Genomic DNA, 14,859 nt, shown 5'->3' on the forward strand with positions numbered 1-14,859 from the left:
TAGAGGTGTTTGATGGCTAAAACACGAAAAATACCTTTACGCAAATCAGTTGTCTCAGGAGAAATCATTGATAAACGTGATTTGCTCCGCATTGTAAAAACTAAAGATGGTGATATTTTCATTGATCCAACAGGAAAGAAAAATGGCCGAGGTGCTTACATTAAACTAGATAATGAAGAAGCTCTCCAAGCCAAAAAGAAACGTGCTTTTAACCATAGTTTCTCCATGGATGTTCCTGAAAGTTTTTATGATGAACTCATCGCTTATGTGGATCACAAGGTCAAAAGAAGAGAGTTAGGTCTTGAATAACACAGAAAAATTGTCAAATATGTTGGGACTAGCACAAAGAGCTGGAAAGCTTATTTCTGGCGAAGAACTTGTCATCAAGGCAGTTCAATCAGGGCAGGCGAGACTAGTTTTTCTTGCCAATGATGCTGGTAGTAACGTGACTAAAAAGACGACTGATAAATGTAACTACTATAATATAGAAGTCTCCACAGTGTTTAACGCACTGGAATTAAGCATGGCTATTGGTAAACCAAGAAAAACGGTTGCTGTAGTTGATGCTGGATTTTCAAAGAAAATGAGGACTCTTATGGACTAAAGAATAGGAGGACATCACGTGTCAAAGAAACGATTATATGAAATCGCAAAAGAGGTTGGTGTAGAAAGCAAGGTTGTTGTTGCGAAAGCTCAAGAACTTGGTCTTTCTGTGAAGAGCCATTCCTCATCAGTTGAAGAAGCTGATGCTAATCGTATCGCTTCAAGTTTAAAAGGGGGAACAGCTAAGGCTGAAAGTAAGCCAGCTCCTAAAGCGATACCAACTCCTAAAGAGGAAAAGGTAGCGCCTAAGGTTGATAAGGCACCTGTTGCCAAATCAGCTCCAGCTAAAGGGGCATCAAAGGCTGAAGTCAAAGAAGCCCCTGCGACTCCGAAAAAACCACAAAGCCGTAATTTTAAGGCAGAACGTGAAGCACGTGCCAAGGCAGAGGCAGAGCGTCGTCAAAATGGCGGAGGCCGTGACAACCGTAATCGTAACCAAAATCAACAAGGAAACGATCAAGGTAAACGTCAGAATAATGATCGTCGCAACCAAAATGGAAATGGTCAAGGGAACCGTAATAATGGAAACCGCGATAACAATAGTAATCGTGACCGTAATTTCCAAGGTAAACAGCGCAATGATCAAGGTCGAAATAAACGTAACGATACTGCCCGTAACAATCAGGCAGGTCCACGTATTGACTTTAAAGCGCGTGCAGCAGCCTTGAAAGCAGAGCAAAATGCAGAATATTCACGTCAAAGTGAAACACGCTTCCGTGAAGAAAAAGCTGCAGAGCAACGCCGTGCGAAAGAACAGGAAAAGGCAAGAAAAGAAAAACAACAGGCGGAAGTCGCTGCTCAAAAAGCAGTTGCTGAAGCTAAGCCAGCTCCCAAACCAGCACCGGCTGCTCAACCAGCTCCAGCTGCACAAGTACAAGATACACGTCGTAAAAAAGCACGTCCAGATAAATCACGTGATAATCGTCGCGAGAATGAAGATGGACCTAAGCAAACAAGAAATAATAAGTGGAATAATCAAAACCAAGTGAGAAATCAACGAAATAGTAACTGGAATAAAAACAAAAATAAAAAAGGTAAAAATAACCGTGGTAATTCAGCTCCGAAACCAGTAACAGAGCGTAAATTCCATGAATTACCAAAAGAATTTGAATACACGGAAGGCATGACGGTTGCAGAAATCGCAAAACGTATTAAACGTGAGCCAGCTGAAATCGTTAAGAAACTCTTCATGATGGGTGTTATGGCAACTCAAAACCAATCTCTTGACGGAGATACAATTGAGTTGTTGATGGTTGACTATGGTATTGAGGCAACCAAAAAAGAAGAGGTCGATAATGCTGATATCGAACGTTTCTTTGTTGATGAAGATTACCTCAATAAGGATGCTATGGTAGAGCGCGCACCAGTTGTTACTATCATGGGGCACGTTGACCACGGTAAAACAACCCTTCTTGATACTCTTCGTAATTCTCGTGTTGCTACAGGTGAAGCAGGTGGTATCACACAGCACATTGGTGCCTACCAAATTGAAGAGGGTGGTAAGAAGATTACCTTCCTTGATACCCCTGGACACGCGGCCTTTACATCTATGCGTGCTCGCGGTGCCTCTGTTACAGATATTACTATCTTGATTGTAGCTGCGGATGATGGTGTTATGCCACAAACGATTGAAGCCATTAACCACTCTAAAGCTGCGGGTGTTCCAATCATTGTTGCGATTAACAAGATTGATAAACCAGGTGCAAACCCAGAACGTGTTATCGGTGAATTAGCAGAGCATGGCGTTATCTCAACAGCTTGGGGTGGTGATAGCGAATTCGTTGAGATTTCAGCGAAATTTGGTCAAAACATTGAAGAATTACTTGAAACTGTTCTTCTTGTAGCAGAAGTTGAAGAACTTAAGGCTGATCCAACAGTTCGTGCCATCGGTACTGTTATCGAAGCTCGCTTGGATAAAGGTAAAGGTGCGGTTGCTACCCTTCTTGTACAACAAGGTACTTTGAATGTTCAAGATCCAATCGTTGTTGGTAACACCTTCGGACGTGTTCGTGCTATGACCAATGACCTTGGTCGTCGCATTAAGACTGCAGCACCGTCAACACCAGTTTCAATTACTGGTTTGAATGAAGCACCAATGGCTGGTGACCATTTTGCGGTTTATGAAGATGAAAAGGCAGCTCGTGCTGCTGGTGAAGAGCGTGCAAAACGTGCTCTTATGAAACAACGTCAACAAACACACCGTGTTAGTCTTGATAACCTCTTTGATACCCTTAAAGCCGGTGAAATGAAGACTGTTAATGTTATCATCAAGGCTGATGTACAAGGTTCAGTTGAAGCCTTGGCAGCATCTCTTCTTAAGATTGATGTTGAGGGTGTTCGTGTAAATGTTGTTCACTCAGCAGTAGGTGCTATTAACGAATCTGATATTACGCTTGCCGAAGCTTCAGATGCTGTTGTTATCGGATTTAACGTTCGTCCTACACCACAGGCGCGTCAACAAGCGGAAACTGATGAAGTTGAAATTCGCCTTCATAGCATCATCTATAAGGTTATCGAAGAAATCGAAGATGCCATGAAAGGGATGCTTGATCCTGAATTTGAAGAAAAAATCATTGGTGAAGCAGTTATCCGTGAAACCTTCAAAGTTTCTAAAGTCGGAACAATCGGTGGATTCATGGTTACTAATGGTAAAATCACTCGTGATTCAAGTGCCCGTGTCATTCGTGATGGTGTGGTTATTTTTGATGGTAAATTGGCAAGCTTGAAACACTATAAAGATGACGTTAAAGAAGTCGGAAATGCTCAAGAGGGTGGTTTGATGATTGAAAACTATAACGATATTAAAGTTGATGACGTTATCGAAGCTTACATCATGGAAGAGATCAAACGTTAATCACATCAGATTTCTAAGGAAGCTTATTTAGGGGACAAAGCTGGGTCATCTGGCCTGGCTTTTGTTCCATTATAAAAAGAAAGGATAAGACTATGGGAAATTCATTTCGTGTAGATCGTGTTGGGATGGAAATCAAACGTGAAGTCAACGAAATTCTTCAAAAGAAGGTTCGTGATCCACGTGTTCAAGATGTAACCATCACAGATGTTCAAATGCTTGGTGATTTGTCGGCGGCTAAGGTTTTCTATACCATTCACTCTACTTTAGCGTCAGACAACCAAAAAGCACAAACTGGTCTTGAAAAGGCTACTGGGACAATCAAGCGTGAACTTGGTAAAAGTCTGACTATGTATAAGATTCCGGATTTGACCTTTATTAAAGATGAGTCTATCGAATACGGTAATAAAATTGATGAAATGCTTCGTAATTTGGAGCGTAAAGACTAAGCAAAAATTCCTGTCAGTTATGGCAGGAATTTTGCGTTATAATAGAGTAAGAGGAGGACTTCGATGAAAGTAACAGTCTATTTGGGAGCTAATATGGGGGACAATCCTAGTTTTAAAGAAGCAACGATTGCCTTGGGGAGATGGATTGCTAAAAATGGGCATATCCTAGTCTATGGTGGCAGTAAGATGGGACTTATGGGAGTTCTAGGTGATACAGTTTTAGAAAATGGGGGACAGGCTCATGGGATTATGCCGCAATTTCTTAAGGATAGAGAAATTGCTTATGAGGGATTGACCTCAATGACTATAGTAGAAACGATGGCAGAGCGCAAGACTGCCATGTTAGAGCAAGGCGAGCTCTTTATAGCCCTTCCAGGAGGTCTTGGAACCCTTGAAGAAATCTCAGAAGCTATTGCAGCTGCTCGTGTGGGTAAGTTGGACAAACCCTGTGTTTTCTTTAATCTCAACGGCTATTACGATGCCATGAAGGCCATGTTAGGTACCATGGTTGCTCATGATTTTTTAGAAGCTGAAACGGCTGCAAAATTTCTTTTTACAGATAATTTTTCTGAAATTGAGGCCTTTGTTCAGTCTTATACCCCACCTCAATTGCGACGTTATAGGTAAGCATCAGTGAAGAAAGGTTCTTCCACATTCAAGTGGAAGGACTTTTTATAATCAAATGAAAAGTCGTGTAAGTTTCAGAAAATATCTCAAACGGCTTAACAAAAGTGATAATTTAGTATATAATGATGCTTGTAATTTTAATAATCAAATTAATTTTCCTCTCCATCTGTGAGTAACATTCATAATCACTAGATGCCCCTCTTGGTTTGGAAAATTTTCCCAATCATTAAAAGCAGTTAATGATTTTAGGAAAATGTGGAATATAGGTTGAAACGGAAGGGATGATAGTAATGTCTATTAGGGTTAAAAGTGTTAGTTTTGAGGATTATCAAAACACACAGGTAACTGCAAAGTGTGTCAATTTTCTGCAGTCTGCTGAAATGGCCAAACTTCAGGAAAGTCAAGACTATATAGAAAAAGTAGAAGCTCTGGTTTTCGAAAGAGATGGCTTAAGGGTAGGTCAAGCAATAGTTGTTTATAAGAAGAGCTTTCGTATATTTAAAAAGGCCCTCTTGTTACATGGTCCCCTGTTAGATTACCACTCTCTGGCTAGTTTGACAGAGCTACTCGAGGCTTTAATACTCTATTTAAGAAAGAAAAATATTGCCACACTTTCTATACACCCTTACCTGGCAAATCTTATTAGAAATGAAAAACTTGAAAATATTGAAGTGGATATAGCTAGTGATGTTCTAGAGGTTTTTGAAACATTAGGTTTTGAGCACTCTCTGGATTCGGAACAATCTCTTGTGGTTAACCAGATGTTCGTGAAATCAATAGAAAGTTTTGCTAGTTCTGATGAAATCCATGCTGCCTTTTCTCCATCATTGAAGCGAGACCTCAAAAAATTCACTGATATGAATGTTAAGACTGAAGAACTTGATGAGCATCAACTTGACCAGTTCTACGATATTTTAAGTCGAACAGCAGAGAGAAAGGGATTTTCTGTTCATCCGCTAGTTTATTTTCAAAATCTAAAAAAATATTTTGGCGAATCTGCCAAGTTTATGTTGGCTTATTTAGATTGTCCAGCCTATCTAGCTTATCTTGACAAGAACATTCAGTCTTTTGAAGCCAAGATTCAGGTTTTAAAGGAAGGACCTCAGAAAAAACGTACCAAAGGTCAAATAGCAGATGCGGAGGATCAATTGAGAAGCTACTATAAGCGGTTAGAACAATTCAAGTCTTACCAAATCAAGACTGACAAATTACCGCTTTCAGCTTATCTTTTCATGGATTATGGTCCGGAAATTGTCAGCTTTTACGGGGGTAATGATGAAGCTTACCTTAATTTCGGTGGAGCGGTTTTGCTTCATTGGGAGATGATAAAATATGCTAAAAGTAAGGCTAAAAAGCGTTTTAACTTTTACGGTACTATTGAAACTGAGGCAGCTAGTTCTGGCAAAGGAAATTTTAACTTTAAGCGTCAGTTTGGCGGACAATTAGAGACGCTTGTTGGCTCATTTGATAAGACCCTCAATCCCTTCTACGATATTTTTAAGAAGACACTAGGTAGACACTAGTGTTTAGATAGTAAAAAAGCCAATTGAGATGAAGAGCATCATCTCAATTGGCTTTTTAAGTTATTATTTACAAATATTTTTTAGCGACTTCAATATCACCAGCATAATCAGTGCGTTTACCATTCACAATTTGAAAGGCATCAGCACCTTTACCGGCAATAACGACAGCATCCTCTGAGTCTGTAGTCTCGGCCATAGCTGTTTTAATAGCTTCCTCTCGATCAACAATGATACGAACCTTGCGACTGATATGGCTAGCAATTTCTTGACAGATCACAAGGGGATCCTCCTTGTTAGGATCATCAGCAGATAAGGTGACATCTACTTCGGGGTAAGTGTTGAGGACGTGACCAAAGTCTTTACGACGACTTTCACCTTTATTTCCAGGAGCTCCTAGAATCAAACTAATCTTACCTTTTTGGTGATCAGTTACGACTTGCAAGAGCTTGTCTAGGCTGTCACCATTGTGAGCATAGTCGACGAATACCTTAGCACCATTGGCCTGAGTGAGAATTTCCATACGGCCTGGAACGGAGGTTTGAGCAATCCCTTGTTTAATGTCTTCAAGACTGGCTCCAAGACGTAGGCAGGATAAACCAGCAGCCATGGCATTATCCTGATTAAAGTCACCAATGAGTTGGATATCGTAATCACCAGCTAGTTTACCTTTGGCTTTAAAGCTAAATCCTGAGCTATGTTTAACGGTATTTTCAGAGTCCTTACCATAGAAGTCGTGGTCTTTATCAGCGACTTCTTCAGCAACAAAACCGAAGTGATTCATACCACTATTGACAATAACTGCTCGACTATTTTCCAAGAGGAGACGCTTGTGGTAGAAGTAGTCTTCAAAGGTTGGGTGTTCAATAGGACCAATGTGGTCTGGGCTGATGTTAAGAAAGACACCAACATCAAAGGTCAAACCATAGACACGCTTGGTTAGATAAGCTTGGCTTGAGACCTCCATAATCAGATGGGTCATGCCATTATCAACAGCTTTAGCCATCATACGGAAAAGGTCCAAACTCTCAGGTGTAGTTAAGTTAGACTTGAAGAAGTTTTTTCCATCAAGTGTCGTGTTCATGGTTGAGAGCATGGCAGGCTTATGACTTTGCTTAAGTATGTTAAAAGCAAAGTAAGCCGCTGTTGTCTTCCCTTTTGTCCCAGTAAAGGCTAGTAATTTTAGTTTGTCTTGAGGATGTTGGTAAAAGGCCTGTGCAATGAGACTCATGGCTTGCTTGATATCTGAAACAATAATAGCGGGGATTCCTACTTGATAGTCTTTTTCAGCCACGTAGCAACTCAAGCCCGCTTTGACAGCATTCTCTAAAAACTCAGGCTTAAAGGCAGCTCCTTTAGCAAAAAATAGGGTAGATGGTGTGACATCACGACTGTCGTAAGAAAGATGATCAAAGGTCACCCCAGTCCATGAATAGTAGTAGTTGTCTTGGTCGATAATATCTCTAAAATTATGGTCCTTTTTAAGAACCTCTAGAACTTGTTCAATAGTAATCATAGTTCCTATTTTAGTCTTAATGTTCTTGTTTTACAAGTCAGAGCCAAAAGTTTATAATTAACTAGATTGTATTTTATTATCTAGAAAGAAAGTTATGACTGAAACTAAAACTGACAAGCAGCAGCAGCAAATGCTAAGAGGGACGGCATGGATGACAGCATCCAATATTATCAGTCGTCTCTTAGGGGCACTCTATATTATTCCTTGGTATGCTTGGATGGGCAAACAGGGCGACCAAGCCAATGCTCTCTTTGGTCAGGGGTATAATATTTATGCCCTTTTCCTTTTGATTTCGACAGCAGGGATTCCAGTCGCTATTGCCAAGCAGGTGTCAAAATATAACACGCTTGGAAAGATGGAAACGAGTTTCTTCTTGCTCAAACGTATCTTGTATTATATGATTGGGCTTGGACTGATTTTTGGTATTTTCATGTATTTTGCTTCTCCGTGGATGTCTTATCTTTCAGGGGGAGATGAAGACTTGGTTCGAGTGATGCGCAGCCTTTCTTGGGCGGTTGTTATTTTCCCATCTATGTCTGTTTTACGAGGCTTTTTCCAGGGCTTTAACAACATGAAACCCTATGCCCTAAGTCAGATCGCAGAGCAGATTATCCGTGTTATTTGGATGCTCTTGGCGACTTTCTTCATCATGAAAATTGGTACAGGTGACTACGTGACTGCAGTTGTCCAATCGACTTTTGCTGCTTTCATCGGTATGTTGGCTAGTTATGGGGTACTTTTCTTCTATCTTTGGAAAGAAGGCAAGCTCAAGAGCCTTTTTGGTAAGCAGGCCGTTCATCCTGATATCAATCCAACTGCAATTGTTATTGAGACATTTAAGGAAGCCATTCCCTTCATTATTACTGGATCAGCGGTTCAACTTTTCCAGTTGATTGATCAATGGACCTTTATCCGTACTATGGAGAAGTTTACAAGCTATAGTAATAGTCAGCTTCAGGTTCTCTATGCTTATTTGTCTTCAAACCCAAGTAAGATTACTATGATTTTGATTGCTGTTGCTATTTCTATTGCTGGGGTAGGAATCCCACTACTGACAGAAAATATGGTTAAAAAGGACCTTTGGGGAGCAGCCAAACTCATTATTAATAATCTCCAGTTACTCTTGCTCTTTATTGTACCTGCCATTGCGGGTTCAGTGATTTTGGCCAAACCATTATATACGGTCTTTTATGGAGCACCAGACAGTCAGGCTCATTTGCTCTTTGTAGCTAGTTTGATTCAAGTTATTTTCTTGGCTTTGTATAGCGTTTTAGCGCCAATGCTTCAAGCTATCTTTGAGACCCGTAAAGCTATCAATTATTTTTCGATTGGGGTGCTTGTTAAGGCCATTCTACAGCTACCATTGATTATTTTCTTAGGAGCCCTCGGTCCGGTTATTTCAACAGCTATCGGCTTAGGTGTTCCCATTGCTCTCATGTATAAGCGCCTTCACACAGTTACTCACTTTAGCCGTAAGACAGTCTTTAGAAAAGCTTTACTCATTTGTATTCTTACAATGCTCATGGCTATTCCAGTTGCTGTTTTCTATTGGTTATTCCAATTTGTCCTATCTCCAACAAGTCGTATGGGTAGTGTGATTCACTTAGTGATTGGAGGAGGTCTTGGCGTTTTAGTCTATGGAGTGCTTGCTCTTGTGACACGTATGGCTGACCAATTGCTTGGCGCACGAGCAGCTAGCCTACGTGCTAAATTACATATTAAATAGTATTTGAAACCAAGTCATGTGGCTTGGTTTTTCTTTTCAACCTTTTTTGAAAAAAGGAGTATAATAGGTGTGAAAATATGAAATCGCTTTAATGATTTAGAATCGAGGAAAGGATTATGAGTAATTCTAGACAGAAAGGTACTAAATTAGGGACCTGTGCCCCTGATCAGGTTTATCAGGTGTTGCAAACCAGTCCCCAAGGGTTAAACTCACAAGAAGTAAAAAAGAGACAAGCAACTTATGGTCCTAACCAGTTGAAAGAAAGTAAGAAAGAACCTATTTGGTTGACCTTTTTCAGGCATTTTACCAGTCTCATGGCCCTTTTATTGTGGGTTGGTGGCTTTATCGCTATGCTTTCCCATAGCCTGGAGTTGGGGATTGCTATCTGGTTGGTCAACATTATTAATGGTCTCTTTAGTTTTATTCAAGAATATAGAGCAAGTCAGGCTACGGCAGCCCTTAATAAGCTTCTTCCATCTTACACACGGGTTCTTCGGGATGGGAAAGAAGATAAGATTCTTGCTCAGGACTTGGTGCCAGGGGACTTGGTCTTCATTGAAGAAGGAGACAGTATTTCTGCAGATGGACGCTTGATTGACGTGACAGATTTGCGGGTTAATCAGTCTGCTCTTACTGGTGAGTCTAATCCTATTTATAAGTCAAATCAAGCGGATTTAGATCCTGAAAAAGCCGAGTTAGAATATGACAATATGGTGTTTGCTGGAACTACAGTTTCTTCTGGTTCTGGGCATTTTATAGTATCTGCTATCGGGATGAAAACTGAGTTTGGACAGATTGCGGATTTGACACAGAATTTTGCTCAGGGAAAGAGTCCCCTTCAGAAAGAATTAGACCATTTAACTAAACAGATTTCAGTTATTGCGGTGTCTGTGGGTCTCTTCTTTATGGTGGCAGCGACTCTATTTGTCCACCAACCTTTGTCCCAAGCTTTTATCTTTGCACTGGGTATGATTGTTGCCTTTATTCCTGAGGGGCTTCTTCCCACAGTTACCCTATCTCTAGCCATGGCTGTTCAGCGTATGGCTAAGGATCATGCTTTAGTGAAGAAATTATCTTCGGTTGAGACTCTTGGAGCGACCTCTGTTATTTGTTCAGATAAAACGGGAACCTTGACTCAAAATGCCATGACAGTAAATCATTTATGGACCTTGTCAGGGAATTATGAGGTAACTGGGCTTGGTTACGCACCAGAAGGGCATATTGAGAAGGAAGGACAATCCGTTCCTCTTAAAGATAATAACCTTCTGAATCGTCTGGTTCGCTTTTCTCATTTGGCTAGTAATGCTCAAGTGGTTTCTCCAAGTGCTGACAGTCCCAATTATACGGTTTTGGGAGATCCGACTGAAGCTTGTCTTAATGTTTTAGCTGAAAAAGCAGGGATTAATTTAAATGAAAATCACATTTGGGCTCCTCGTATCAAAGAAATTCCCTTTGATTCTGATCGTAAACGAATGACAACGGTACATAGTCTCGAAAAAAGTCTGGATGGCAGTCACCATATTTCTATCACTAAGGGTGCACCTAAAGAAGTGATGGAACTTTGCTCAGACTATTCTGATGGTCAAGGGGCAATCAAATCTATGACCACTACAGAACGTCAAGCTATTCTTGCTGCTAACGACCAATTTGCTCGTGACGGCTTGCGTGTTTTAGCTGTCGCTTATAGACCCTTAGAAAGTGAGCATATTGGAGAAGACAAGTGGAATATGCAGACCTTGGAGGACAATATGGTCTTTCTAGGCTTGGTGGCCATGAGTGATCCGCCACGTCAGGGTGTTCGTGAAGCCATTGAAAAATGTCACAGAGCTAGTATTCGTATAATCATGGTGACAGGTGACTATGGTTTGACAGCTCTCAGTATTGCCAAGAAAATCGGAATTGTACAAGGGGATGACGCACGTGTTGTTTCAGGACTTGAACTAGCTGGTATGGATGATGACCAGCTCAAAGAAGTGCTTAAAGGGGAGGTTGTTTTTGCTCGTGTGGCTCCTGAACAAAAATACCGTGTGGTAAATGCACTTCAGGAACTTGGTGAAGTCGTCGCTGTTACTGGTGATGGTGTTAATGATGCCCCTGCCCTTAAAAAAGCTGATATCGGAGTAGCTATGGGAATATCTGGGACTGATGTAGCTAAGGAATCTGCTGATATGATTTTAACAGATGATCATTTTGCTTCTATTGTTCATGCTGTTGAAGAGGGTCGTGCAGTCTATAGAAATATTCAAAAATTCTTGACCTATATTTTTAATTCCAATACTCCAGAAGCTGTACCCTCTGCCTTCTTCTTGTTTTCTCTGGGACGTATTCCTCTTCCCTTAACAGTTATGCAAATCCTAGCTATTGACTTAGGAACAGATATGGTACCTGCTTTGGGATTGGGGGTTGAGTCACCTGAAGAAGGCGTGATGGATAGGCCACCAAGACGCCTATCAGATAGACTGCTCAATCGACAATTGTTGATTAAGGCTTTTGTCTGGTATGGACTGATTGAAGCAGCCTTAGCTATGGGGGCTTTCTTCCTTAATTATTGGGTTAATCAAGGTAACTTAAACCATTTGGCTAGCTCAGGTCCTCTCTACCGAGAGGCAACCACAATGACCTTAGGTGCTATTATCTTTACCCAAATTGGTATGGCTATGAATAGCCGTAAGGGTAGGGGATCTATTTTCCAAATTAAACCATTTGCTAATCGGATTATTAGCTTAGGGATTGTTTTAGAAATTGTTCTCTTTATCATCCTGTCTTACGTGCCTCTCTTCCACATGCTATTTAACACTGCGCCTATTGGACTTGATGATTGGCTCTATTTACTCGCTTGTCCGTTTGTTATTATGGCTTTGGAAGAAATTAGATATCGCTTATTTGATAAAAAGTAAGTCAGTGGCATACCTTAGATTGAAGAAAGACTTTTAAATCATTTCCTAGTGCTTGAAACTATAATGTTTTAGGCACTTTTTGACGTTTGAAAACTTATTTTCGACATTCTCAAAAATTGGGCTTATTTTAAATTATAGCCAGCAGCTATCTGTATTTTTAGGTTATAGGAATAAACTATAACTAACTATCAAGAATCCGTATGATGAACTTACCATTATTTTCAGAAAATAGTGATAAAATAGAGGTCATAGATATGGAGTATATCCACTTTACCATGTAGAAAGGGCATATTATGACACAAGAATATCAATTAGAAACCATTTTGGCACACGCAGGAATCAATTCGGATGAAGCAACAGGAGCCTTGGCTTCACCAATTCATTTTTCAACAACTTACCAACATCCAGAATTTGGCCATTCTACTGGTTTTGACTATACACGAACTAAAAACCCAACACGCGCAACAGTGGAAAAAACACTTGCAGCTATTGAAAAAGCAGATTATGCTATTGCGACAAGTTCAGGGATGAGCGCCATTGTTTTGGCCTTTGAAATTTTCCCGGTAGGCAGTAAGGTTGTAGCTGCGCGTGACCTTTACGGAGGTTCTTTCCGTTGGTTTAATGACAAGGAAAAAGAAGGTCGCTTCTTTTTTGAATACACTAATACAGAAGACGAGATGATTGCGGCCATCACTGATGATACTGATATTGTCTACATCGAAACACCGACAAACCCACTTATGATTGAGTTTGACATTGAAAAAGTGGCAAAAATTGCTCATGATAAGGGTGCAGTGGTTATTGTTGATAATACTTTCTATAGCCCAATCTATCAAACACCGATTACTCAAGGTGCTGATATCGTTGTACATTCAGCTACTAAATACCTATCAGGTCATAATGATGTTTTGGCTGGTGTTGTTGTGACTAGCAACCAAGAATTTTACGATAAACTTTATTATAACCTCAATACTACGGGTCCTACCTTATCACCATTTGATAGCTATATGCTCATGCGTGGTCTTAAGACCTTAAAACTTCGTATGGAAGCATCGACAGCTAATGCTCAAGAAGTTGTAGCTTTCTTAGAAAAGTCACCGGCTGTTAAGGAAGTTCTCTATCCAGGCAAGGGTGGGATGATTTCCTTCAAAGTGGCTGATCAAGACAAGATTCCAACCATTATCAATTCTCTAAAGGTCTTTACCTTTGCAGAGAGCCTAGGTGGTGTCGAAAGCTTGATTACCTACCCAACGACACAAACCCACGCAGATATTCCAAGTGATGTACGTGCTTCCTATGGTTTGACAGACGACTTGCTTCGTCTTTCAATTGGTATTGAAGCAGCACAAGATTTGATTGTTGACTTGGAAAATGCCCTTAGTCTTTAAGGAGTTATCTATGACACGTTATGATTTTACAACACAACCAGATCGCTTAAATCAAAACACTATGAAATGGCACGAAGCCGAAAGTGATCCAGAACTACTTGAGCTTTGGGTTGCTGACATGGACTTCTTACCTGTTCCTGAAATTAGAGATGCGGTCATCAACTATGCTGAAACGCATATCTTTGGTTACCCTTATCCAAGTGATGAGCTTTACCAATCCATCATAGATTGGGAAAAAAATCAACATGGCTATTCAGTTGATAAGGCGAGTATTGTGCTTATTGAAGGGGTTGTCCCAGCTATTTCAACAGCTATTCAGGCCTTTACGAAAGAAGGCGATGCTGTTCTCATTAATACACCAGTTTATCCGCCTTTTGCTCGTTCTGTCCGCTTGAATAATCGCAAGTTGATTGAGAATAGTCTTGTTAAGGTTAACGGGCATTTTGAAATTGATTTTGAGCAATTGGAACGTGATATTGTAGGCGATGATGTAAAACTCTATGTCTTCTGTAGTCCACATAATCCAGGTGGTCGTGTCTGGACTAAGGAAGAATTGACCAAGGTAGCAGACCTTTGCCAGAAACATGGTGTTCTCTTGGTATCTGATGAAATCCATCAAGACTTGGCCTTGTATGGCAATAAGCATATCTCTCTAAATACAATTTCAGACGCCTATAAGGATTTCACTTTGGTCCTTAGTTCAGCGACAAAAACCTTTAATATTGCTGGTACCAAGAATAGTTTTACCATCATTGAAAATGAAGACTTGCGTAAGTCCTTTAAACAAAAACAATTGGCTAATAATCAACATGAAATTCCAACCATTGGTTTGATTACAACCCAAGCTGCCTTTACCTACGGTCAACCTTGGCTAGAGGAATTGAAGACAGTTTTTGAAACTAATATTGACCTTTTAACTAAGGAGCTTAGTGAAAAGACTAATATCGAAGTTATGAAACCTGAGGGAACTTATTTGGTCTGGCTTGATTTTTCAGCTTATAATCAAGATCATAATGAACTTGGACGTTTGCTTAAAGAAGAATCTAAGGTAGTGCTAAATGACGGTATTACTTTCGGTTCTGAAGGAGAAAAACATTTCCGATTTAACGTAGCTACGCCAACTAAAGTTGTTGCTGAAGGTGTGAAACGTTTGGTTTCTGTCTTTGGAAATTAGTCAAAACCACCCGTGAGAACGTTTGGTTTTGACTGCGGCTATTGGTAGCTTAGCAGTTCTTGGCTATTGTTTAGCAACAGGTAAGATTCATCTATTTAAAAATAAAAT

At 40.3% G+C, this 14,859-nt stretch carries 11 protein-coding genes; 10 read left to right on the forward strand and 1 reads right to left on the reverse strand.

Annotated features, from left to right (window positions below; genetic code table 11):
- Positions 1-12: 12 nt before the first annotated feature.
- The 6 genes from rnpM to EL076_RS01870 all read left to right on the forward strand — a co-directional run bounded on the left by rnpM (position 13) and on the right by EL076_RS01870 (position 6,053).
- Entirely contained in the window at positions 13-309 is a 297-nt protein-coding gene (rnpM, locus tag EL076_RS01845) for an RNase P modulator RnpM (RefSeq protein ID WP_126429019.1), read from the forward strand.
- Complete coding sequence (locus EL076_RS01850; protein ID WP_002883776.1) at positions 302-604, forward strand: YlxQ-related RNA-binding protein; 303 nt, start codon at positions 302-304, stop codon at positions 602-604. The genes rnpM and EL076_RS01850 overlap by 8 nt, the downstream gene beginning before the upstream one ends.
- Positions 605-622: 18 nt before the next feature.
- Positions 623-3,457 (forward strand): translation initiation factor IF-2, encoded by a 2,835-nt coding sequence (infB, locus tag EL076_RS01855; RefSeq protein ID WP_126429021.1) that lies wholly within the window; start codon positions 623-625, stop codon positions 3,455-3,457.
- Between the two features lie 92 nt (positions 3,458-3,549).
- Positions 3,550-3,903, forward strand: a complete 354-nt coding sequence (gene rbfA, locus EL076_RS01860) for a 30S ribosome-binding factor RbfA (RefSeq protein WP_003092174.1) — start codon at positions 3,550-3,552, stop codon at positions 3,901-3,903.
- 63 nt (positions 3,904-3,966) lie between these two features.
- Positions 3,967-4,530, forward strand: a complete 564-nt coding sequence (locus tag EL076_RS01865; protein WP_003092198.1) for an LOG family protein — start codon at positions 3,967-3,969, stop codon at positions 4,528-4,530.
- Between the two features lie 290 nt (positions 4,531-4,820).
- A complete protein-coding gene (locus tag EL076_RS01870) occupies positions 4,821-6,053 on the forward strand; it encodes a lipid II:glycine glycyltransferase FemX (RefSeq protein WP_126429023.1) in 1,233 nt (410 codons plus the stop codon).
- A 67-nt stretch (positions 6,054-6,120) separates the two neighbouring features.
- Here the strand turns inward: EL076_RS01870 and EL076_RS01875 are convergent, their stop codons facing one another.
- Positions 6,121-7,566 (reverse strand): UDP-N-acetylmuramoyl-L-alanyl-D-glutamate--L-lysine ligase, encoded by a 1,446-nt coding sequence (locus EL076_RS01875; protein ID WP_126429025.1) that lies wholly within the window; start codon positions 7,564-7,566, stop codon positions 6,121-6,123.
- A gap of 94 nt (positions 7,567-7,660) precedes the next feature.
- Here EL076_RS01875 and EL076_RS01880 point away from each other — a divergent pair, with 94 nt between their 5' ends.
- From EL076_RS01880 to EL076_RS01895, 4 genes are all read left to right on the forward strand, one after another.
- Positions 7,661-9,292 (forward strand): putative polysaccharide biosynthesis protein, encoded by a 1,632-nt coding sequence (locus EL076_RS01880; RefSeq protein ID WP_126429027.1) that lies wholly within the window; start codon positions 7,661-7,663, stop codon positions 9,290-9,292.
- A gap of 116 nt (positions 9,293-9,408) precedes the next feature.
- On the forward strand, positions 9,409-12,189 hold the full coding sequence (locus EL076_RS01885) for a cation-translocating P-type ATPase (protein WP_126429029.1): 2,781 nt from the start codon (positions 9,409-9,411) through the stop codon (positions 12,187-12,189).
- A 293-nt stretch (positions 12,190-12,482) separates the two neighbouring features.
- Complete coding sequence (locus EL076_RS01890) at positions 12,483-13,577, forward strand: cystathionine gamma-synthase (protein WP_003093143.1); 1,095 nt, start codon at positions 12,483-12,485, stop codon at positions 13,575-13,577.
- Between the two features lie 10 nt (positions 13,578-13,587).
- Positions 13,588-14,751: a MalY/PatB family protein gene (locus EL076_RS01895; RefSeq protein ID WP_126429031.1), complete on the forward strand. Its 1,164-nt coding sequence runs from the start codon at positions 13,588-13,590 to the stop codon at positions 14,749-14,751.
- Positions 14,752-14,859: the final 108 nt, after the last annotated feature.

This window comes from Streptococcus vestibularis (assembly GCF_900636445.1).
Taxonomy (GTDB): Bacteria; Bacillota; Bacilli; order Lactobacillales; family Streptococcaceae; genus Streptococcus; species Streptococcus vestibularis.